Consider the following 21,407-nt stretch of genomic DNA (forward strand, 5'->3'; position numbering starts at 1 on the left):
GAAAGTGGCGGAGCCGGCCTGTAAGCCGGGTTCTGTCGGGGACAGTCATTCATCTAGGCCGCACATCGCTGCGCGGCTCCAGCAACCTACCCGGAGGCGTCGCGGGCCACGACATCGCCTCCCTATTTGGTCTTGCTCCCGATGGGGTTTGCCGTGCCGGCCGGTTGCCCGGCTCGCGGTGCGCTCTTACCGCACCATTTCACCCTTGCCGTCCCGCTTGCGCGGTCTTGGGCGGTATCTTTCTGTTGCACTTTCCGTCGGCTCACGCCGCCCAGGCGTTACCTGGCATCGCGCCCTGTGGAGCCCGGACTTTCCTCGGCACCGCACTACGGTGACGCGACTGTCCGGCCGACTCCGCCGCGGCCATTCTAGCGGTTGCCGATGCGTGCCCGCGCCTGCACGCCACAGTCAGTCATGCCCGGTTGCACACGCCGGCACCGGCCCTGCCCGCGGCATCAGTCACCGTCATCGGCGGCAGTGCCGCCATACAGTGCCTTGCGCGCGGCGCCGGTGATCTCCGCCGCCACCCGCGCCGCCTTGGACGGCGGCAGGTGCTCGACCAGGCGGGCATACAGGCGGCGCCCTTCGGCCAGGCGCGCCTCGGTGTCTTCACCGGCGCCTTCGAGCAGCACCACGAATTCACCCTTGCGCTGGTTGCCGTCGGCGGCGAGCCTTTCGCGCAACTCGGCCAGGCTGCCGTCACTCACGGTTTCGAACAGCTTGCTCAATTCGCGCGCGATCACCGCGCGCCGCACGGGCGTGAAGTTCGCGATCGCATCATCGAGAAAATCGAGAATGCGGTGCGAGGACTCGTAGAAGATCAGGGTGCGCACTTCACCGGCCAATGCCGCCATGCGTTCGCGACGCGCACCCGCCCGCGCCGGCAGGAAGCCCTCGAACACGAAACGGTCGCTGGGCAGGCCCGCCACCGACAGCGCGGCGATCAACGCCGACGGCCCCGGCACCGGGCTGACGCGAATGCCCGCCGTGCGCGCCGCACGCACCAGGCGGAAGCCCGGGTCACTGACCAGCGGCGTGCCGGCATCACAGATCAGCGCCAGCGATTCACCGGCGGCCATGCGCGCCACCAGGGCGGCGGCCAGCTCGTCCTCGTTGTGCTCGTGCAGCGCGATCATCGGGCGCTCGATGTCGAAATGCTGCAACAGGGGGCGGCTGTGACGGGTGTCCTCGGCACAGATCGCATCCACCGCGCGCAGCGTTTCCACCGCACGCGGAGAAAAGTCGCCCAGGTTGCCGATCGGCGTGGCGACGACGTACAGGGTGCCGGCGGTGGCGGGGCTCAATCGTTTCTCCACATGGGGCGCAGGTAGAATCCTAGCCGTTCCCTGCCTGGACGAATCACATGCGCGCCGTCATCAAGCATCTCGCCCTCGCCTGCTGCCTGCTGTGGCTGTCGGCCTGCGTCAGTACCCCGACCCAAACGGGCGCTGGCAGCGCGCCGACGCGCACGACGCCTGCCGCGTTCACCGAAGCACATGAGTTGGCGCTGGCCGATGGCCATGGCAATGCGGCACGCATCCAGCGTCTGCTCGCCACGCTGGACGATGCGGTGCTGACGCGCCAGGCCACGGCACTGAGCGCCAATGACCCACTCTATCCGCATGTGGCGCAGGTCATGCTGCAGCGCGGCCTGCAGCCACCCCATGCGCTCGAGCGCGGCCTCGACCTTTCGGCGCGCGCACCGGCCGACCGCGACGGCTATCGCCCGCCGAACCGCATCGCGGTGCTGCTGCCGCTGTCCGGTGGCCTGTCGGCGGCCGCCAAGCCGGTGCGTGACGGCTTCCTCGCCGGTTATTACGCCGAGCGCCGCCCGCGTCCGCCGATCAATTTCTACGACAGCGCGACCGGCGTGGCCGCAGCCTATCGTCAGGCGGTCGCCGATGGTGCCGATTACGTGGTCGGGCCGCTGGACCGGGCCGAAGTCGATGCCCTCCTCGCCAGCCAGACGCTGAATGTTCCGCTGCTGGCATTGAACCGCGGTCAACGCACGCCGCCACCGGGCAGCATCACCTTTTCGCTGGCGCCCGAAGACGAAGGTGTGGCCGCGGCCGAATACCTGATCGCCCAAGGCGCGCGCACGGTGCTGCTGTTGGCCGGCAGCGAAGACAGCCTGCGCCGTCTGGCCAGCACGTTCGCCGAGCACTTCGCTGCACGCGGCGGCCGCGTGCAGCGCCTGCCGGTGGATGCCGATGCCCAGGCATTGGCCACGGCGGCGGCGCAGGGCGCGGTGGATACGCTGTATTTCGCCGCGCGCGGCAGCGAGACGCGCGCCGCACTGGCCCGGGTCGCCACCCAACCCGCGCTGTCCGGCGCTCGCCGCGTCGCCAGCTCGCAGATCGGCAATGACCTTGGCAGCGGCAGCGAACTGGCCGTCCTCGAGGGTGTGGTGTTCCCGAGCGAAAGCGTGTCCGCGCAGCGCGTCACCAGCCTGCCCGCCGATGCCGGTGCACTGACCCCCACCGCCCGCGGCGCCGCCGCACGACTGTTCGCCTTCGGCCACGATGCCTGGCTGATCAGCGTGTACCCCGAGCGCGTGGCCGACCCGCGCCAGGGTGGGCTTGCCGGCGCCACCGGCGACCTGCGTCTGGACAGCTTCGGCAACGTGCTGCGCATGCCGGTGTGGTCGGTGCTGCGCGGCGGCGTGGCGATGCCGCTGGGTGGCCGCTGAGCATCTTGCCGCCGGTGCCGCGGTCGAGGCCGCGGCCGCGCAGTGGCTGCAACGCCAGGGACTGACGCCGCTGGCGCGCAATGTGCGCTACCGCGATGGCGAACTCGACCTGGTGATGCGCGATGGTGACGTGCTGGTGTTCGTCGAGGTGCGCTACCGCGCCGACGCCGCCTTCGGTGGCGCCGCGGCTTCGATCGGTGCAGCCAAGCAGCGCAGATTGATCCGCGCCGCACAGCGCTTCCTCGCTTCCGAGCCGGCACTGGCGCGCCTGCCGGCACGCTTCGATGTCATCGCCGCCGAGGGCGATCCCGCCGCGCCACGGCTGCAATGGTTGCGCGACGCGTTCCGCCTCGAGGGCTGAAGCGCGCGCTCAGGCGCCGGTGAAATGCTCGAAGCCGCGGCGCGGCGCCTGCCACGGCCTGCCCTCACGCAGCAGTTGCACGCCGCTGCCCGGCACCATCGCGCCGATGCAGCTCAGCGCGAGGCCGAGATCGCGTGACAGCGCCTCGAGTGCGGGCCGCGACTGCGGCGGCGCGCTGAAGCACAGTTCGTAATCGTCACCCCCCGCAACCTGCCATGCGAGACGTTGCCCGGCATCGACCGCCAGCTCTGCCAGCGCCGGCGAGCACGGCAGCGCCTCCACCTCGATGCGCGCGCCAAGCCCGCTGGCGCGGCAGATGTGGCCGAGATCGGCGACCAGGCCATCGGAAAGATCGATGCAGGCATGCGCGAGGCCGCGCAGGGCGCGTCCCAACGCGATGCGCGGCTGCGGTCGTTCCAGTCGCGTGCGCAGCTCCGGCATCACCGGCCCACCCGCCTGCCACTGTGCCAACGCTGCCGCCGCATCGCCGAGATGGCCGCTGACCCAGACCTCGTCACCGGCACGCGCATGCGCACGTTGCAGGGCGCTGCCGGCTTCGACCAGGCCGATCACCGACACCGCCAGTGACAACGGGCCGCGCGTGGTATCACCGCCCACCAGCGCGAGCTCATGCAGCCCCGCCAATTCGAAGAAACCGTCAAGGAAGCCGTCCAGCCACCCCGCATCAGCCTCGGGCAAGGACAGCGACAGGCTGCACCAGGCCGGCCTGGCGCCCATCGCGGCGAGGTCGGACAGGTTGACCGCCAGCGCCTTCCAGCCGATCGCGACGGGATCGGTATGCGGCGGGAAATGAATGCCGGCATTGAGCGTGTCGGCGGCGAATGCCAGCTCATGCCCGGGCGGCGGCGCCAGCAACGCGGCGTCGTCGCCGATGCCAAGGCGCACGTCCGCGCGCGCGGCCACCCGCGCGCGGATGCGCTCGATCAGGTCGAACTCAGCCATGACTGCCATTCCCGCTGCCGTGCCCATGTCGCGCCAGCGGGCACGCGGGCGCGCGCCGCGTCACGGGTGCCGGCATCAGCCGCGCGCGGCCCGTGCTTCCACGCTGCGCCATTGCCCCGCCAGCTTGTCCAGCACGCCGTTGACATAGGTATGCCCATGTTCGGCCCCGAAGCGCTTGGTGGTTTCGATCGCCTCGTTGATCACCACCCGGTACGGCACGTCGATGCGGTGGCGGAACTCGTAGGCGGCGATGCGCAGCACCGCGCGCTCCACCGCGTCCACCTCGTCGACCGTGCGATCCAGATGCGGCGCAAGACCGGCATCGAGCTCGGCCACGTGCTGCATCACGCCACGCACCAGGTCCTCGAAGTACGCCAGGTCGGCGATTTCATGCGCCTGCTCATGGGCGAACTGTGCGATCACCTGCTGCGCCGTGCCACCGGCCATCTGCCACGCATACAGCGCCTGCATCGCGCGCCGGCGCGCACGCGTGCGATGCACCGGGTCGATGCCCTGTGGGCGCCGCGGCTGGCTCATTCGCGCGCCTTCCCGATCAGCTCGCGCAGGCCCTGCTCGACTTCGTCCAGATCGAATCCCTGCCCCAACACGGGTGCATGCTCCAGCTCGACCTCGTCGATGCGCGCAAACAGGTTGGCCATTTCCAGCGCCACCATCGCCGCCTCTTCGCCCTTGTTGCCATGGCTGCCACCGGCGCGCGCCTCGGCATCCTCGACCCGCTCCACCGCCAGCACGCCATTGGCCACCGGCACGCCATGCTCCAGCGCGACCTTCATCAGCCCTTCGGCGCAGCCATCGGCGACATGTTCGTAATGCCGGGTTTCGCCGCGGATCACGCAGCCCAGGGCAACGATGGCGGCGTGCCGGCCACCGGCGGCAAGGCGCTCGGCCAGGCTCGGCAATTCCCATGCGCCCGGCACGCGGAACACGTCGACCAGTGCCTCGTCCACGCCGTTGTCGATCAGGCCACTGCGCGCGCCTTCGATCAGCGACTCGCTGATGCGCGCATTCCAGCGGCTGGCGATGATGGCGATGCGGGCGTCCTCGGGCAGGCGCAGATCGCCTTCGAAACTGGGCATGACGGGTGCTCTTGGCTGCGGTGTCGTGGGGTCGTCATTCTAGCGCGGCCGACAACAGCGCCCGATGACAGCGCGCTTTCAGCCCGCGGCGACGTATTCCACCACTTCCAGACCGAAGCCACCCAGACCCACCTGCTTGCGCGGGGTGCCCAGCACGCGCAGTCGGCGGCAGCCAAGATCGGCCAGGATCTGGCTGCCGGCGCCATTGCGCCGCCACTGCGCCACGTGCGGCGCCGGCGCCGCGGCTTCGTTGCGGATGCGTGCGAGCACCGCCTCGGGCGTCGGGCTGTCCCACAACAGCAGCAGCACGCCCTGCCCGGCGGCGGCAATCGCGGCCAGCGCCTCACCCGGCAACGGGCCGAAGTCTTCGCGCCGCCAGTGCAGGCTGTCGGTGAGCGGGTTCATCATCTGCACCCGCACCAGGGTCGGCGTGCCGGCGTCGATCCCGCCGCGTTGCAAGGCGAAATGCAGGCCATGGCTGAGCCGGTCACGATAGACGTGCAGCTGGAAACGGCCGTGGTCGGTATCGATCGCGCGGCTGTCGATGCGCTCCACGGTCTGTTCGGTTTCCAGCCGGTGGCGGATCAGCGATTCGATCGAACCGATCTTCAATCCGTGCTCACGTGCGAAGACTTCAAGCTGTGGCCGGCGCGCCATGCTGCCGTCCTCGTTGAGGATTTCCACCAGTACCCCGGCCGGCTCCAGCCCGGCCAGCAGCGCGAGATCGCTGGCCGCTTCGGTGTGCCCGGCACGGTTGAGCACGCCACCGAGCTGCGACTGCAGCGGGAAGATGTGCCCCGGCTGCGAAAGATCCTGCGGACCGGCATCCGGGCGCACCGCGGTGCGGATGGTATGCGCGCGGTCATAGGCACTGATGCCGGTGGTGACGCCCTCGGCGGCCTCGATGCTGACGGTGAAATTGGTGTGGTGCTGCGAGGTGTTGTCGCGCACCATCGGCGGCAGACCGAGCTGCCGGCAACGCTCGCGGGTCAACGACAGGCACACCAGCCCGCGCGCATGGGTGACCATGAAATTGACATCCTGCGGCCGCACCAGCTCCGCGGCCATGATCAGGTCGCCTTCGTTCTCGCGATCCTCGTCATCGACGATCACGACCATGCGGCCGGCACGGATTTCATCCAGGAGTTCGGGGATCGGGGAGAAAGACATGGGCGAGGAGTGAGGGGAGAGAAGTGAGGAGTGAGAGAGGGGGGAGCGAGAAGTGAGGGAAGAGGAGTGAGGAAGGGGGAGCGAGAAGTGAGGGAAGAGGAGTGAGGAGTGAGAAGGGGGCCAGGAACGAGGGACGGGAAACGAGGAACGAGTCAGTGCTGGAGAGTTGAAACGGCGTGCGGGTTTTGCTTTTGACCTTCTCTCACTTCTCACTTCTCTCTACTCACTCCTGACATCTTCATTGAACGATGGTTGAAAGAGCGGAACACGATCAGCGAGTGAGCACTGGATAAAAAGAAGCGCGCGGATTTTGCCTTTGCTTATCTCTCACTTCTCACTCCTCTCCACTCACTCCTCGACCTGCATCAGCCTCTCAACATACCGCGCCACCAGATCAATCTCCAGGTTCACCTTGTCGCCGACGCGGGTTTCGGCGAACGCGGTGTGGCTCACGGTATGCGGGATCAGGGCGACTTCGAAGTGATCGGTGCCGGCTTCATTGACGGTGAGGCTGACGCCGTCGACGCAGATCGAGCCTTTCTTCGCCACGTAGCGGGCCAGTGCCGGCGGCATGGCGAAGTACCAGCGCTGTGCGCGGGCGTCTTCTTCCACGGCGAGGACACGGCCGACGCCATCGACATGGCCGCTGACCAGGTGCCCGCCAAGGCGGTCGGTCGGCAGCAGGGCGCGTTCCAGATTCAGTGCAGCGCCATCGGCGAGGCCACCCAGCGTGGTCACCGACAGGGTTTCATTCGAGGCGTCGGCGGCAAAGCTGTCGGCATCGAATTCGACCACGGTCAGGCACACGCCGTTGACGGCGATGCTCTCGCCCAGCTGCACGTCCGTGAACGGCAGGCTGCCGACGTCGACATGCAAGCGCACGTCACCGCCGCGCGGCTCACGGCGCACGAGGCGTCCCACACCCTGGATCAGGCCGGTGAACATCAGCTTGCCTCCGGCTGCAGCAGCAGGCGCATGTCGGGACCGACCTGGCGGTTGTCGATGATGCGCAGCGACAACGCATCGGCCATGCTGTCGATACCGAGCCCATCGAACATCGGCCGCGCGGTATCGCCGAGCAGGCGCGGCGCGACATAGATCAGGATTTCATCGACCAGGCCACTGCGCAGGAACGCGCCGGCCAGCGTGGCACCGGCCTCGACCTGCACCTCGTTGACTTCGCGCCGTGCCAGTTCGGCCAGCACTTCATCCAGCGCCAGCAGGCCGCGCATGACCGGCACCGCGTGCCGCTGCAACGGGATATCGCGCGGCGGCTTGGCGTCGGGCGCATGGAAGTACAGCGTCGGCACCTCGCCCTCACGCACATTGCCGCGCGCCGCGGTGGCCAGGCCGGGATCGAGCACCACGCGCATCGGCGGCACGAATTCCACGGCGTCCTGCAGGCGCACCGTCAGATGGGGATTGTCGGCGAGCACGGTGCCGGCACCGGTCAGCAGTGCGCCGCAGCGGGCACGCCAGCGATGCGCGTCCTCGCGTGCCTCGGGGCTGGTGATCCACTGCGATTCGCCGCTGGCCAGCGCGGTACGGCCATCCAGACTCACGCCCAGCTTCACCCGCAGCCATGGCCGGCCACGCTCCACCCGCGAGAAGAACGCGCGATTGAGTGCCCGCGCCTGCACCTCGAGCAGGCCCGATGCGGTGGCGATGCCGGCCTCGGCAAGGCGTGCGAAACCGACACCATCCACTTCCGGAAACGGATCGCGCATCGCCGCCACCACCCGCGCCACACCGGCCTGGATCAAGGCGTCGGCGCACGGCGCGGTGCGTCCATGATGAGCGCATGGCTCGAGCGTGACATACGCGGTGGCGCCGCGCGCGTCATCACCGGCGGCGCGCAACGCATCGATCTCGGCATGCGGCCCGCCGGCATGGCGATGCCAGCCCTCGCCCACCACTTCGCCATCGCGCACCAGCACGCAGCCGACCATCGGATTGGGCTTGCAGGTGTACAGGCCATGCTCGGCCAGACGCAACGCGCGCGCCATCATCTGGTGATCGAAAGCGGTGAACTCAGCGCTGGACATGGTGAACCCGGGTTTGAAAAGTGGTGTTGCGTGTTGCATGCGGCGAACGAACGGCCGTCGGGCAGACGCATTGAGCAATGAAAGGAAAGCGCCTCATCGCGACCTGCCACGTGGCTTGTCCTCGCCACTCTCCAGCAACGGCAATTGCCCTTCGCCCGGCAGCTCGCGCTCGAGCCGATCCAGTTCCTCGCGGAAATCGTCGGCATCCTCGAATGCACGATAGACCGAGGCGAAGCGAACGAAGGCGACCTGGTCGAGCTTGCGCAGCTCGGCCATCACGAACTCGCCGACCCGGCGCGAGGGCAGTTCGCGCTCGGCGGTCATGCGCAATCCGTGCACCACCGCGCGCATCGCCGCCTCCACCTGCTCCTCCGATACCGGGCGCTTGTGCAATGCGCGGTCGAAGGACAGACGCAGCTTGCGCGCATCGAACGGCTCGCGACGACCATCCGACTTGATGATCGCCGGCAGCTTCAGCTCGATCGTCTCCAGCGTGGAGAAGCGCTCACCACAGGTTTCGCACTCGCGCCGACGCCGGATCGTGGCGCCGTCATCGCTGACGCGCGAATCGATCACCCGGGTATCCGTGTTCTGGCAGAAGGGGCAATGCATGGGGCTGGGGAGCGAGGAATGAGTGCAGAGAAGTGATGAGTGAGAGAAGAACGGGTGGAATGCGCGGAAGGAGAAACGAGGATCGAGTCAAGATGAACGAGTCAAAGAAGAAACATGAAAAAAACGCAAGGCCTTTGCCTTTGCTTTTCTCTCACTTCTCACTCCTCTTCACTCACTTCTCGTTCCTCTCCACTCGTTCCTCGCTCTCACCCATATACCGGGAACTGCGCGCACTGCAGGCTGACGTTCTCGCGTACGCCGGCGATCACGCGTTCATCTTCCGGGTTGTCGAGGACGTCGCAGATCCAGTTGGCCAGTGCCACGCATTCGGGTTCGCGGTAGCCGCGGGTGGTCACCGCGGGAGTGCCGATGCGCAGGCCGGAGGTGACGAAGGGCTTTTCCGGGTCGTTCGGCACCGCGTTCTTGTTCACCGTGATGTGCGCGCGGCCCAGTGCTTCCTCGGCCTGCTTGCCGGTCACGCCCTTGCCGATCATGTCGATCAGCATCAGGTGGTTCTCGGTGCCACCGGAAACGATCTTGTAGCCGCGCGCGATGATCGCCTTGGCCATCGCCTGCGCGTTCTTCACCACCTGCTGCTGGTAGGCCTTGAATTCCGGCTCCAGCGCTTCCTTGAACGCCACCGCCTTGGCCGCGATCACGTGCATCAACGGGCCGCCCTGGATGCCGGGGAACACGACCGACTGCAACTTTTTGCTCAGCTCGTCGAAAGCATCACCGGCACCGGCACGGCTGGCGACGATGATGCCGCCACGCGGGCCGCGCAGGGTCTTGTGCGTGGTCGAAGTGACCACATGCGCATGCGGCAGCGGCGTCGGATAGACCCCGGCGGCGACAAGGCCGGCCACATGTGCCATGTCGACGAAGAAGATCGCCCCGACCTTGTCGGCGATCTCCCGCATGCGCTTCCAGTCCACCACCTGCGAATAGGCACTGAAGCCGCCCACCAGCATCTTCGGCTTGTGTTCCAGTGCCAGCCGCTCGATCTCGTCGTAATCGATCAGGCCCTGCTCGTCGACGCCGTACTGCACCGCGTTGAACAGCTTGCCCGAGGCATTGACCTTGGCACCATGGGTCAGGTGGCCACCGTGCGCCAGGCTCATGCCGAGGATGGTGTCACCCGGCTGCAGCAGCGCCAGATACACCGCCTGATTGGCCTGCGAGCCCGAGTGTGGTTGCACGTTGGCGTAATCGCAGTCGTACAGCTGCTTGAGCCGGTCGATCGCCAGCTGCTCGGCCACGTCGACGAATTCGCAACCCCCGTAATAGCGCTTGCCCGGATAGCCCTCCGCGTACTTGTTGGTCAACTGGCTGCCCTGCGCCTCCATCACCGCCGGCGAGCAATAGTTTTCCGACGCGATCAGTTCGACGTGGTCCTCCTGGCGCTGCACTTCCCCGGCAATGGCCTTGGCCAGTTCGGGATCAAACGACTCGATTCGGACATCGCGCGCAAACATGGCATCTCCGGCAGTGGGGTGATCGGAACGGACAAGTTTAGCCCTGCGGCCGCCCGCCCGTCGGCGGCAGGCCATCGGCGGCATCGGTCGAGTGGCACCGACGCGGCCATGCCGGGTTCCACCTGACCCATGCGCCGGATTGCCGGCAGCTGGGCGCGCGAAGTGGTTGGTGGCGCAGGGTGCATCGGCTGCAAGCGCTTGACAATGTATTAATGTGTTAATACATTGTGACAATGAAAACACGCCGCCCCCGCTCCCGTCAGCCCCGATTCGAACGCGACGTGCAGGCGCTCGCCCACGCCATCGCTTCGCTGCAGGACGCCGACACCATCGTCGACTTCCTGTACGACCTGTGCACCCCGGCCGAACTCGAGGCCATGGCCGACCGCTGGAAGGTGGTGCCCAGGATCGCCGAGGGCATGCCCTACCGCGAGATCCATGAGGCCACCGGTGTCAGCGTGACCACGGTTGGCCGCGTGGCACGCACCCTGAACAGCGGTACCGGCGGCTACGCCGCGGCCCTCCGCGCACAGGCCGATGCGTCATGAGCGCGGCGCGCGATCGACTGCGCATCGCCGTGCAGAAGAGCGGGCGCCTGGGTGAGCCGGCACGGGCGCTGCTTGCCTCCTGCGGACTGTCCTGGCGCGAAAGCCCCGATCGCCTGTTCTGCTTTGGCGAATCCGCTCCGGTCGACCTCCTGCTGGTGCGCGACGACGACATCCCGGGACTCCTCGCCGGCGGCCTGTGTGATCTGGGCATCGTCGGTCGCAATGTCCTGCGTGAACAGGCCGGCGAGGCCGACACGCGTGCGGTGGAGCTGCGCGCACTCGGCTTCGGCGCCTGTCGCCTGGCGTTGGCGATACCGCAGGAGTGGGAGTGGACCGGTCCGGCGCAACTGACCGGCAAGCGCATCGCCACCAGCTATCCGGTGCTGCTGCGCGGCTGGCTGGATCAACAGGGCATCGATGCGCAGGTGGTCGTGTTGTCCGGGTCGGTGGAGATCGCCCCGCGCCTGGGCCAGGCCGACGCGATCTGCGACCTGGTTTCCAGTGGTGCCACGCTGGCCGCAAACCAGCTGCGCGCGGTGCAGGACATCCTCGCCAGCGAGGCGGTGCTGGCGGCACCGTTGCAGCCGCTGCATCCCGTGCTGCAGCCGATCGCCGACATGCTGTTGCGGCGACTGGACGGGGCATTGAAAGTCCGCGACAGCAAGCTGCTGATGTTCCAGGCACCGCGTGCCGCGCTGGCAGGCGTGCTGCCGCTGCTGCCCGATGCCGAGCCGCCCACGGTATGCGGTGCGATCGAGGGCAGCGATCTGTTGTCGCTGCAGGCGCTGTGCCATGGCACGGTCAGTTGGCAGCGTCTGGAGGAGCTCAGGCGCGCCGGTGCGCGCGGACTGATGGTGCTTCCGGTCGAGAGGATGCTGGCATGAACACGATCGACTGGTCCGCGCTGGACGAGGCGCGGCGCGAGGCCGTGCTGACGCGCCCCACGCGCGCCCTGGCGGGCAATGTCTCGGCGGCGGTCAGCGCCATCCTCGAAGACGTGGACATGCGCGGCGACACCGCCCTGCGAGTGCATACCGAACATCTGGATGGCGTGCGCCTGGAAGCGCTGGAAGTGACGGCAGACGAATTCGATGCGGCTGCACGCGGCCTGGCGCCGAACGTGCGTGAGGCGATCGAAGAGGCGGCCGCGCGCATCGAAGCCTTCCACGCCGCCGGCGCTCCGCGTGCGTATGCTCTGGATACCGCGCCAGGCATGCGCTGCGAACGGCAGCTGCGCGCGATCAGCCCGGTCGGCTTGTACGTGCCCGCCGGCACCGCGCCGCTGCCCTCCACCGCATTGATGCTCACGATCCCGGCGCAGCTGGCCGGGTGCGCGCAAATCGTGCTGTGCACGCCGCCGCGCAAGGATGGCAGCGCCGATCCCGCGGTGCTGGTGGCGGCGCGCAACGCACCGCAGGTGCGCGTGTTCAAGGTCGGCGGCGCGCAGGCAATCGCCGGCATGGCCTTCGGTACCGAATCGATGCCCCGCTGCGCCAAACTGTTCGGGCCGGGCAATGCCTATGTCGACGAAGCCAAGCGGCAAGTGTCGCAGCGCCCGGGTGGCCCCGCCATCGACATGCCCGCCGGGCCCTCCGAGGTGCTGGTGATTGCCGATGCCGCGGCGGATCCCGCCTTCATCGCGGCCGACCTGCTCAGCCAGGCCGAGCATGGCGCAGACTCGCAGGTGCTGCTGCTGTCGGACTCGGCGCCTGTGCTGCAGGCCACCGCGGCCGAGGTCGAAGCCCAGCTGGCCACGCTGCCACGCGCGCCGATCGCGCGTCAGGCGCTGCTGGCATCGCGCCTGATCCTCACCCGCTCGATCGACGAGGCGATCGCGATCTCGAACCACTATGCCCCCGAGCACCTGATTCTGGCAGTGCGCGAGCCGCGTCAATGGCTGCCCCGAGTCCAGCGCGCGGGCACCGTGTTCCTTGGCAAGTGGACACCGGAATCTCTGGGCGATTACTGCAGCGGAAGCAACCACGTGCTGCCCACTGGCGGTGCGGCGCGCGCCTGGAGCGGCTTGTCGGTGGCCAGCTTCATGAACGCGATCACCGTGCAGGAGGCCAGCCATGACGGGCTGGGCCGGATCGGCCCCTGCGCCGAGACACTGGCCCATGCCGAGGGTCTGCATGGGCATGCGCGTGCCGTGCGTCTGCGCCTGGATGCAGGCGCATGAGCACCGCCGAGCGTGTGCTGCGCAGCGACCTGCGCGACTTCAGCGGATACGTCTCGGCAGCCCGTCAAGCCGTGCACGGCGAAACCTGGCTCAATGCCAACGAGGCAGCCACCGCCTCGCTGGCCGATGCCGATGAGCGTTGCCGGCGCTATCCGCCGCCGCAACCGGCCGCCCTGGTCGGCGCACTGGCCGCGCTGTACGGCGTGCAACCCGCGCAGCTGCTGGCCACGCGCGGAAGCGATGAGGGCATCGACCTGCTGCTGCGGGCGTTCTGTCCGCCCGGTGCAGGTGCGATCGTCATCGCACCGCCGGTATTCGGCATGTATGCCGTGTGCGCGCGCCTGCATGGCAGCCGCGTGATCGAGGTGCCGGCCCGCCGCGGCCGCAGCGGATGGCACAGCGATCTGCACGCGATGGCTCAGGCTGCGCGCGACACCGGGGCCAGTCTGGTGTTCGTCTGCAACCCCGGCAACCCGACCGGGGAATGCATCGACACCGACGCCATCACCGCACTGGCGCACTCGCTGCAGGGGCAGGCGCTGGTGGTGCTGGATGCCGCCTATGCCGAATTCGCCGACGCATTCCCCGACATGGCGCCGCTGCTGGACGCACACGACAACCTCGTGATCCTGCGCACCTTGTCCAAGGCGCACGCGCTGGCCGGTGCGCGCATCGGCAGCGTGCTGGCCGATCCCGGGATCGTGCGCATCCTGCAACGCTGCCAGGTACCCTACCCCCTGCCCGCCCCTGCCGTGTCGCTGGCGCTGGATGCCTTGCAACCGGCGGCGCTGGCCGCCACCCGCGCGCGCGCAGCGGACTGCAAAATGCAGCGCAGCCGCATGCTCGAGGCACTGACCGCACAGCCCGGCGTGGCGCGCGTCTGGCCCTCGCAGGGCAATTTCCTGCTGGTGGAATTCGAGCAGCCGCAAGCGGCCTTCGATGCCCTGCTGGCCGCCGGCGTGGTGGTGCGCGACATGCGCTCGCAACCCGGCTGCGAGCGCGCCTTGCGCATCAGCATCGGCCGCCGCACGGACAATGCGCGCGTGCTGGCGGCACTGGCCACCCTTGCGGAGCGTGCCGCATGAGTGCACCAACGCCACTGCTGCTGGTCGATCGCGATGGCACGCTGATCACCGAACCACACGACCTGCAAGTGGATGCGATCGACAAGGTGATGCTGGTCGAGGGCGTGGTCCCCGCCCTGCTGCAGCTGCGCGATGCGGGCTGGCAATTCGTGATCGTGACCAATCAGGACGGACTGGGCACCGCGGCCTTCCCGCAGGCACATTTCGACGCCGCCCACCAGTTCATGCTGCAGCTGTTCGAAAGCCAGGGCATCACCTTCCGCGAGGTGCTGATCGACACCAGTACCGAAGCCGCACCCTCGCCGTTGCGCAAGCCCGCCACCGGCCTGGTCACCCATCTGCTCAAGGACCGCGGCATCGACTGGTCGCGCGCGGCGATGGTCGGCGACCGCGACAGCGATCTGCAGTTTGCCGCCAACCTCGGGATTCCCGGCTACAAACTGGCTTCGGCACAGTTCGGCGATGGCCTGCGATGGGCCGACATCGCCCATGCACTGGTCAATGCCCCGCGCACCGCCCGGGTGCAGCGCGCCACCCGCGAGACACGGGTGGACGTGAGGGTCGACCTCGACCGCATGGCGCCTCCGCGCATTGCCACCGGCCTTGCCTTCTTCGACCACATGCTCGAGCAGATCGGCACGCATGGCGGCTTCGCACTGGAGCTGCAATGCAACGGCGACCTGCAGGTGGACGAGCATCACACCGTGGAGGACTGCGCCCTGTCACTCGGACAGGCCCTGCGCGAAGCGTTGGGCGGCAAGCGCGGCATCGGGCGGTATGGCTTCGCATTGCCGATGGACGAAGCCCACGCCAGTGCCAGCCTCGACCTGTCCGGTCGCCCGTATTTCCTGTTCGATGGCCGCTTCACGCGGGAGCGGGTCGGCGACCTGCCGACCGAACTGGTGCCGCATTTTTTCCACTCGCTGGCGCAATCCGCCGGCATGACCCTGCATCTGGCGATCCATGGCGAGAATGCACACCACCAGGTCGAAGCCTGCTTCAAGGGGGTGGCGCGTGCATTGCGACAGGCGATCGCGCGCGACGGCCATGCACTTCCCAGCAGCAAGGGGGCACTGTGAACGTTTCCACCAGAGTCGAGGTGAAAGCCGCCACGGGGTTTGAAGTGATGCCGGCGATCGACCTGCGATCAGGCCGCGTGGTTCGCCTGGCCCAGGGCGATTACGCTCGACAAACGACCTACGCGAACGAGCCCTTGGTGCTGGCCCTGCAGCATGCCGATGCCGGTGCACGCTGGCTGCATCTGGTCGATCTGGATGCCGCACGCGACGGCGGCTATGCGCTGCTGCCCCTGCTGCACGCCCTGGCCCGCCGTGGCCGGCTGCATGTGCAGACCGGTGGCGGCGTGCGCAGCGGGGACGATGTGCAGCGCTTGCTGGATGCAGGCGCCGCACGCGTGGTGGTGGGTTCGGTGGCGATCCGCGAGCCACGCCGCGTGGCGGGCTGGCTGCAACGCTTCGGGGCCGATGCGCTGGTGATCGCGCTGGATGCGCGCCGCGATCCGGACGGGGTTTGGCGGCTGCCGACCCACGGCTGGACACGCGATGCCGGCGACACACTGGACACGCTGCTGGCGCATTACGCCGATGCCGGCGCACGCCACCTGCTGTGCACCGACATCGGCCGCGACGGCATGCTGTCCGGCCCCAACATCGAGCTGTACCGGACGCTGTGCGCGCGCTGGCCACAGTTCGCCCTGATAGCCTCCGGCGGGGTGCGCAATGTCGCCGACGTGACGGCCGCACGCAGCGCCGGCTGCGCCGGCGTGGTCCTGGGCCGTTCGCTGCTGGAAGGCCGGCTGACACTTGCGGACGCGCTGGAGGCAGCATGCTGACCCGCCGCATCATTCCGTGTCTGGACGTGCGCGACGGCCGCGTGGTGAAGGGCGTGCGCTTTGCCGACCACGTGGACATGGGCGCCATCGCCGATCTGGCCGTGCGCTACCGGGATGCCGGCGCGGACGAACTGGTGATGTACGACATCACCGCCAGCGTCGAACGCCGGCATGCGGACCTGGCCTGGGTGCGGCGCCTCGCCGAACTGCTCGACATCCCGTTCTGCGTGGCCGGCGGCATCGACAGCGTGGATGCCGCCCGCCGCATGCTGCAGGCCGGTGCCAGCAAGGTATCGGTCAACACGCCGGCGCTGCTGCAACCTGCACTGGTGGATGCGCTGGCCGACGCCTTCGGCAGCGCGCGCGTGGTGGTCGGCATCGACAGCCTTCGTGATGCGGATGGCATCTGGCGCGTGCGCAGCCACACCGGCGATCCCGCCGCGATGCGCACCCATCCGCGCCCGACCCTGGAATGGATCGCCGAGGTGCAACAGCGCGGTGCCGGCGAAGTGGTGCTCAACTGCATGAACAGCGACGGCGTGCGCGACGGTTACGACATCGCGCAGCTGCAGGCCGCACGCGCCGTCTGCCAGGTACCGCTGGTCGCCTCCGGTGGTGCCGGCAAGGCCGAACACTTCATCGAGGTGTTCACCCAGGCCAACGTCGATGGCGCCCTGGCCGCCAGCGCGTTCCACTCCGGCACGGTGCAGATCGGACCGCTCAAGCAAGCCCTGCGCAAGGCCGGCGTCGAGGTGCGCGATGGCGGCTGAGACGGCTGCCGTGATCGCCCAGGACGGCACGCCGCTGGCGCTGTCCGCGCTGGCCTGGGACAAACAGGGCGGATTGCTTCCGGCGGTGGTGCAGGACGCAGACACCCTGCGTGTGCTGATGCTCGGCTACATGAGCCGCGACGCCCTTGCGCGCACGCTTGAAACCGGCCTCGCCACCTTTCACAGCCGCAGCCGCGCCAGCCTGTGGACCAAGGGCGAGTCCAGCGGCAACGTCCTGCGCGTGCGCAGCGTGCATGCCGATTGCGACCTGGATGCGCTGCTGCTGCTGGCCGAGCCGGCCGGCCCGACCTGCCACAAGGGAATCACCAGCTGTTTCGGCAACGTACCCGGCGACGTGCTGGCCGGACTGCAAGGCACGATCGCCGCACGCAGCGACGCCGACCCGGCACACAGCTATACACGTCGTCTGCTGGATTCGGGCGTGCCGCGGATCGCCCAGAAGGTGGGCGAAGAAGGCGTGGAAACCGCACTGGCCGCGGTGACCGACGACGAGGCTTCGCTATGCGGCGAAGCCGCGGACCTGCTCTACCACCTGCTGGTACTGCTGCAGGCACGCGGCCTGGGCTGGCGCGACGTCAGCACCCTGTTGCAGGCCCGTGCACGCTGAGTCCGCGGCTGCATCCCTTCCCGCTTCTCCGTCGCGCATTCGCTCCGGCATCCGCAGACACGCCGATGCGGGTACGCGAAGCCCATCGTGATCCAGCATGCATTGATTGCCGGGCACCAAATCTATCGGTGGTGGCTTTGGCCACGTCGGGATCACGGATTCGATGCCATATCCCGGCAATGCCTGGCGAGCTCGATGAAACACCCGCACGGCCACATGCGTGATCGGTGGCGGCGCATGATGTCCCCGCGCGCTTTTGCATCGCAAAACAGATGCCGCACCGCGCCATCCCGTGCGGCGCGGACCTGGGCTATGCTGGCCCCAACGGATTGTTTGGCCACGTGAAAGGAGATACGAACATGCAAGTGATCGCGAATCTTGCTGCAGCCGGGATGATTGCGTTTGTCGGTGGCCTGGGCCAGGCACAGGCAGTGGAGTCCCCCGCCACACCGCCGATCCACAATGTCGCGGTGATCAACAAGCAGGACTGCGCAGGACCGGCACCCGCCGTTGGTTGGATCGTGCATCCGCAGCGTGAGGCCATCTGGTCGAGTGGCGCATTGCAGATCGGCAGCACCGGCTATCGCATCGATTTCAATGCCATTCCCGACTACCGGGCATGGACGGCCATGACCCGTTTCGATGCCGACGACCGTGGCGTCAGTGACAACTATGTGCTGTTGAGTCGAACCGGGCAGGCCCCCTTCGAAGCCGCGTACGTGGTCACCCATCTCCCGGAATCGTTGCGTGGCGCCGGCGACGGCATCCTGCTCAATGTCATGGAAATGCAAAGGAGCAATGCCCAGGGCAACAAGGTCTCCTTCATTCGCACCGCCACGCCGTTGGGCGATGGCCTGGAAATGATTACCGGAGGCCGCGTCGGCTCGCACTGCTTCCCGACTTCGCGTTTCAAATATGCCGAATCACCGGAACAGGCGGCGGTCGGCATCAGCCGCTTCGTGGTGCATGGCGATTACCTGATCGAATACAGCCTGTCGGTGCCGGTATCGGCGGACATTGCCCAGCCGCGGATGATCGAACTGGGCCAGAGCGCCATGGACGCCTTCGTCAAGGGCTTGCAGCCACCCACCAACTGATCCGCCGGGAGGGGTTGCCTGACGTGACCTCGCAGGCTTGGCACCACCATCAAACGACTCGGCGCGGCCATCAATTGCGCGGTTTTCCACGCCGGCGCCCCTCGCGTTTTCGCTTGCCAAGCCGCTCGCCGCGAGGCTATAACCGGGTTGAATCCAGGAGCATGCGATGACACGCCTCAGGCCATCCACCCTTCTCCTCGCCACCAGCGCCCTGCTGGGCACCAGCACAGGATGCAGCTCGGCCATGAACAACCAATTTCCGCCACCCACCCAGTCCGAGCAGGCCGGCGGCCAGCCGGAGAAGACCAAGTGGGAGTGGCCGTTGAGGTTCAATGCGCACAATTTCAGTGCGTTTACCTACAGCACCTATGGCGCCAAGGTCATCTATGGAAACCGCTCATATATCAATGCCCCCGATGACAAACTGCAGATATCGTCGGAATCACTCGGAGACAAATATCCCGACAACCTCGGGGCCAGTCATCTATCTATACCCAACTTCCCGCCCCCCGCGCGGGTGACATGGCGCTCCAAGGACGGCACGCCACTGCAGGCTGAAGTGGACATGGCCGAGATCTTCAAGGATGGTCTGATCCACCACAACCTCAAGCGGGAGGAAATCGCCAACACCACCGACATGTTCGTGCCCGACATCATCCTCGAGGTGAACGACCGCACCATCAATGTCTACATGCGGGCACATATTGGCACCAAGGAACTGCAGAAACCCGGAAATCGCTACAGCAACTTCCGGTATGACCTGATCAAGGTTTACTCGCGAACTTACTGAAGACTGACAGAAGATCACTATGGGTAAAGATGCGTCCCGTATTCGTCACGACCCGGTCACTCAAGCCGATCTGGACCGTTACGCTGCCGCCGAACAACAGCTCGGCCAGATGCAGGCGCCCATCCTGCTGCGGCATGACAATCCGCACCAGCGCCTGTATGTCGCCGCGATGGACGGCACCGGCAACAGCATCTATCAGGATAATCCCGAAACATGGAGTGCCGTAGGAAAGATCCATGAGCAACTGGAAGAGTTGCGGCGTAACGGTGTCAGCAACATTCGCTCTGGCTATGTCGAAGGCATCGGCACCCAGGAAAGCTGGCTGCCGAAAAAATGGGACGGCTGGACTGGGCACAGCTTCGAACAACGCGTGGAAACGGCCTATCGCCAGTTTTGCGTGCAAGCCAAGCGATGGCTCGAAGAAGACCCCAACGCCGAGATCAGTGTTGCCGCCATCGGCTTCAGTCGTGGCGCAGAGCTGGCAGCCGCATTGACACGGGTGATCCATGAACGCGGCATCATGGATCCCGATACTGCTGTTATCAATGCACCAAACGGCATCGTGACCCATGCCGTGTACCGCGACCAACTGGTCCCACCCGGCAACACCCGGCAGGCGGTGATGCTGTTCGATCCGGTCGCCACCGGCATCACCGAGCATGACCGGCGCCTGCCGCCTTCGGTGGTCGGCGGGTTCCAGATCATGTCGCAGGACCGGCGTGATCAATTCAAGGGCAATTACCTGATCCCGGAGGGCATGACCGAAGCCAACCGCTTCCTCAGCATCACCGTGCCCGGGGCCCACAGCGACGTGGGCAACAGCTATCCGCGCAATGGCCTGGGCATCCTCAGTGCCAATCTGGGTATCGACTTTCTCAACAGCCTCAGCGACCGTGACTTCCTCACCAAGCAAGCGGTGCCCCAGGATCCCGCGCAATATGTCATTCACCGCTCCGAGGATCATTCACCAATCTGGACTACCCGGGGCTTTCGCGATGGCCAGCGCGATTTCATCGAACAGCCGGGCCCGGCGCGGCAGTGTCGCATCGAGCCGCAACCCGACTGCACCCGCAAGGCGCCGGTGGATCCGGTCCTCGATGCCCAGGTCGAGCGCCAGCCGGTACGCATCCAGCCCGCCGACAGCCCGCCGCGGCTGCAGACCGATGTGCAATCCCGGGCCAGGGATCCGATCGAAGACATGTTCATGCGCATGACCGATGCCGCGATGCGCAATGACTCGGCCGGCATGCTGGGCGTGGGGCGTGAGTATGCGCGCAGCCCGCAGGGGCAGTCATGGCTGCAGCAGGGCCGCGAATACCATCACGATCTGGCGGTACTGGAAAAGGCGCAGGCCGAGCAATTGGCACAGCAACAGCAACAGGCTGAAATCCAGCGCGGCCCAGTCATGCGAGTCTGATCGAACACCAGGGGGCGAGGCGTGAACGAGAGGGAACTCCAGGAGCTGGCATTGCGCCTGGGTGCATTCACCCAGGCACTGGAAGAGCGTGCCGCGCGCATCAGCGGGGAGCTGGAGCGCACCGGCGAATCGATGGCGAAATCGGCGCAGGACATCGAGAGCCGGATGCAACGGTTGAGCCATGACGTCATCGACACCGTGCGTCGCGAAGGCCGCGGCGCGGTGAGCCAGGGCCTGCAGGAAGGGATGGCACCGGGCATCGAGCGCTTGCAGCAAACGGTCGGCAGCCTCCATCAGGCCAGCCAGACCTTGCATGAGCAGGTGAAGGGGCTGCAGGCATCGCAGCGCTCGATCGGCATGCTTGCCGGCGCGGCATTGATCATCGGCGCCCTTCTTGCCGCAGGGGGCAGCAGCTATCTGGTGTGGAAAAACCACCAGGAGCTGAAACGAGCCGAGTTTTCCCGGCAGATCCTCGACGCATCGCGCAGCGGCAGCCTGAGCCAGTGCGGGGAGCGCCTGTGCGTGCGCGTGGGGCCCGAGGCGAAACGTTTCGACGCCAACGCCGACTACATCCTGGTCGACTGAGCAACACCTGCGGGCGCAGCTTATAATAGGGGGTTAGCTCTTTC

At 67.2% G+C, this 21,407-nt stretch carries 22 protein-coding genes, 1 other RNA gene and 1 pseudogene; 14 read left to right on the top strand and 10 right to left on the bottom strand.

The annotated features are described in order from the left end of the window. Positions 1 to 5 precede the first annotated feature (5 nt). Both rnpB and rsmI read right to left on the bottom strand, forming a co-directional pair. Positions 6 to 356: RNase P RNA component class A (gene rnpB, locus ACW11F_RS09565), an RNA gene on the bottom strand. A 99-nt stretch (positions 357 to 455) separates the two neighbouring features. Beyond that, positions 456 to 1,304: a 16S rRNA (cytidine(1402)-2'-O)-methyltransferase gene (gene rsmI / locus ACW11F_RS09570; RefSeq protein WP_456996671.1), complete on the bottom strand. Its 849-nt coding sequence runs from the start codon at positions 1,302 to 1,304 to the stop codon at positions 456 to 458. 59 nt (positions 1,305 to 1,363) lie between these two features. Here rsmI and ACW11F_RS09575 point away from each other — a divergent pair, with 59 nt between their 5' ends. Together ACW11F_RS09575 and ACW11F_RS09580 are read left to right on the top strand one after the other, a co-directional pair. Then, positions 1,364 to 2,689, top strand: coding sequence for a penicillin-binding protein activator (locus ACW11F_RS09575; RefSeq protein WP_456996672.1), 1,326 nt, complete (start codon positions 1,364 to 1,366; stop codon positions 2,687 to 2,689). Continuing rightward, positions 2,679 to 3,050, top strand: a complete 372-nt coding sequence (locus ACW11F_RS09580; protein ID WP_456996673.1) for a YraN family protein — start codon at positions 2,679 to 2,681, stop codon at positions 3,048 to 3,050. The genes ACW11F_RS09575 and ACW11F_RS09580 overlap by 11 nt, the downstream gene beginning before the upstream one ends. Before the next feature lie 9 nt (positions 3,051 to 3,059). Here the strand turns inward: ACW11F_RS09580 and thiL are convergent, their stop codons facing one another. The 8 genes and pseudogenes from thiL to glyA form a co-directional block, all read right to left on the bottom strand. Then, positions 3,060 to 4,013, bottom strand: a complete 954-nt coding sequence (gene thiL / locus ACW11F_RS09585) for a thiamine-phosphate kinase (protein WP_456996674.1) — start codon at positions 4,011 to 4,013, stop codon at positions 3,060 to 3,062. A 75-nt stretch (positions 4,014 to 4,088) separates the two neighbouring features. Beyond that, positions 4,089 to 4,550 carry a transcription antitermination factor NusB gene (gene nusB / locus ACW11F_RS09590; RefSeq protein ID WP_456996676.1) on the bottom strand — a complete coding sequence of 154 codons (462 nt, stop codon included), beginning with the start codon at positions 4,548 to 4,550 and terminating at the stop codon, positions 4,089 to 4,091. A gap of 110 nt (positions 4,551 to 4,660) precedes the next feature. Further along, positions 4,661 to 5,110 (bottom strand): annotated as a pseudogene (gene ribH / locus ACW11F_RS09595) (6,7-dimethyl-8-ribityllumazine synthase); the annotation flags it as partial. A 78-nt stretch (positions 5,111 to 5,188) separates the two neighbouring features. Next, positions 5,189 to 6,280 (bottom strand): 3,4-dihydroxy-2-butanone-4-phosphate synthase, encoded by a 1,092-nt coding sequence (gene ribB, locus ACW11F_RS09600; RefSeq protein ID WP_456996678.1) that lies wholly within the window; start codon positions 6,278 to 6,280, stop codon positions 5,189 to 5,191. A 348-nt stretch (positions 6,281 to 6,628) separates the two neighbouring features. Then, positions 6,629 to 7,225: a riboflavin synthase gene (locus ACW11F_RS09605; RefSeq protein ID WP_456996679.1), complete on the bottom strand. Its 597-nt coding sequence runs from the start codon at positions 7,223 to 7,225 to the stop codon at positions 6,629 to 6,631. After that, positions 7,225 to 8,325, bottom strand: coding sequence for a bifunctional diaminohydroxyphosphoribosylaminopyrimidine deaminase/5-amino-6-(5-phosphoribosylamino)uracil reductase RibD (gene ribD / locus ACW11F_RS09610; protein ID WP_456996680.1), 1,101 nt, complete (start codon positions 8,323 to 8,325; stop codon positions 7,225 to 7,227). The genes ACW11F_RS09605 and ribD overlap by 1 nt, the downstream gene beginning before the upstream one ends. Positions 8,326 to 8,418: 93 nt before the next feature. After that, on the bottom strand, positions 8,419 to 8,937 hold the full coding sequence (gene nrdR / locus ACW11F_RS09615) for a transcriptional regulator NrdR (RefSeq protein WP_456996681.1): 519 nt from the start codon (positions 8,935 to 8,937) through the stop codon (positions 8,419 to 8,421). Between the two features lie 206 nt (positions 8,938 to 9,143). Further along, a complete protein-coding gene (gene glyA / locus ACW11F_RS09620) occupies positions 9,144 to 10,412 on the bottom strand; it encodes a serine hydroxymethyltransferase (RefSeq protein ID WP_456996682.1) in 1,269 nt (422 codons plus the stop codon). A gap of 233 nt (positions 10,413 to 10,645) precedes the next feature. Here glyA and ACW11F_RS09625 point away from each other — a divergent pair, with 233 nt between their 5' ends. The 12 genes from ACW11F_RS09625 to ACW11F_RS09680 all read left to right on the top strand — a co-directional run bounded on the left by ACW11F_RS09625 (position 10,646) and on the right by ACW11F_RS09680 (position 21,363). After that, complete coding sequence (locus tag ACW11F_RS09625) at positions 10,646 to 10,960, top strand: YerC/YecD family TrpR-related protein (protein WP_456996683.1); 315 nt, start codon at positions 10,646 to 10,648, stop codon at positions 10,958 to 10,960. Beyond that, positions 10,957 to 11,844 carry an ATP phosphoribosyltransferase gene (hisG, locus tag ACW11F_RS09630; protein ID WP_456996684.1) on the top strand — a complete coding sequence of 296 codons (888 nt, stop codon included), beginning with the start codon at positions 10,957 to 10,959 and terminating at the stop codon, positions 11,842 to 11,844. The genes ACW11F_RS09625 and hisG overlap by 4 nt, the downstream gene beginning before the upstream one ends. Beyond that, positions 11,841 to 13,139 (top strand): histidinol dehydrogenase, encoded by a 1,299-nt coding sequence (hisD, locus tag ACW11F_RS09635; RefSeq protein ID WP_456996685.1) that lies wholly within the window; start codon positions 11,841 to 11,843, stop codon positions 13,137 to 13,139. The genes hisG and hisD overlap by 4 nt, the downstream gene beginning before the upstream one ends. Continuing rightward, the gene (hisC, locus tag ACW11F_RS09640) at positions 13,136 to 14,224 is read left to right on the top strand and encodes a histidinol-phosphate transaminase (RefSeq protein WP_456996686.1); all 1,089 of its coding nucleotides are present in this window, start codon (positions 13,136 to 13,138) and stop codon (positions 14,222 to 14,224) included. The genes hisD and hisC overlap by 4 nt, the downstream gene beginning before the upstream one ends. Then, positions 14,131 to 15,303 carry a bifunctional histidinol-phosphatase/imidazoleglycerol-phosphate dehydratase HisB gene (gene hisB, locus ACW11F_RS09645; protein WP_456997089.1) on the top strand — a complete coding sequence of 391 codons (1,173 nt, stop codon included), beginning with the start codon at positions 14,131 to 14,133 and terminating at the stop codon, positions 15,301 to 15,303. Before hisC ends, hisB begins: the two co-directional genes overlap by 94 nt. 47 nt (positions 15,304 to 15,350) lie before the next feature. After that, the gene (locus tag ACW11F_RS09650; RefSeq protein WP_456997090.1) at positions 15,351 to 16,076 is read left to right on the top strand and encodes a 1-(5-phosphoribosyl)-5-[(5-phosphoribosylamino)methylideneamino]imidazole-4-carboxamide isomerase; all 726 of its coding nucleotides are present in this window, start codon (positions 15,351 to 15,353) and stop codon (positions 16,074 to 16,076) included. Further along, positions 16,070 to 16,846, top strand: a complete 777-nt coding sequence (gene hisF, locus ACW11F_RS09655) for an imidazole glycerol phosphate synthase subunit HisF (RefSeq protein WP_456996687.1) — start codon at positions 16,070 to 16,072, stop codon at positions 16,844 to 16,846. The genes ACW11F_RS09650 and hisF overlap by 7 nt, the downstream gene beginning before the upstream one ends. Next, positions 16,836 to 17,474 (top strand): bifunctional phosphoribosyl-AMP cyclohydrolase/phosphoribosyl-ATP diphosphatase HisIE, encoded by a 639-nt coding sequence (hisIE, locus tag ACW11F_RS09660; RefSeq protein WP_456996688.1) that lies wholly within the window; start codon positions 16,836 to 16,838, stop codon positions 17,472 to 17,474. Before hisF ends, hisIE begins: the two co-directional genes overlap by 11 nt. 227 nt (positions 17,475 to 17,701) lie before the next feature. Next, positions 17,702 to 18,571, top strand: coding sequence for a hypothetical protein (locus tag ACW11F_RS09665; protein ID WP_456996689.1), 870 nt, complete (start codon positions 17,702 to 17,704; stop codon positions 18,569 to 18,571). 166 nt (positions 18,572 to 18,737) lie between these two features. Then, positions 18,738 to 19,361, top strand: a complete 624-nt coding sequence (locus tag ACW11F_RS09670; protein ID WP_456996690.1) for a hypothetical protein — start codon at positions 18,738 to 18,740, stop codon at positions 19,359 to 19,361. 19 nt (positions 19,362 to 19,380) lie between these two features. Continuing rightward, complete coding sequence (locus ACW11F_RS09675) at positions 19,381 to 20,778, top strand: phospholipase effector Tle1 domain-containing protein (RefSeq protein WP_456996691.1); 1,398 nt, start codon at positions 19,381 to 19,383, stop codon at positions 20,776 to 20,778. Positions 20,779 to 20,799: 21 nt separating this feature from the next. Then, on the top strand, positions 20,800 to 21,363 hold the full coding sequence (locus ACW11F_RS09680; protein ID WP_456996692.1) for a hypothetical protein: 564 nt from the start codon (positions 20,800 to 20,802) through the stop codon (positions 21,361 to 21,363). The last annotated feature ends 44 nt before the right edge of the window (positions 21,364 to 21,407 follow it).

This window comes from Luteimonas sp. e5 (genome assembly GCF_054031035.1).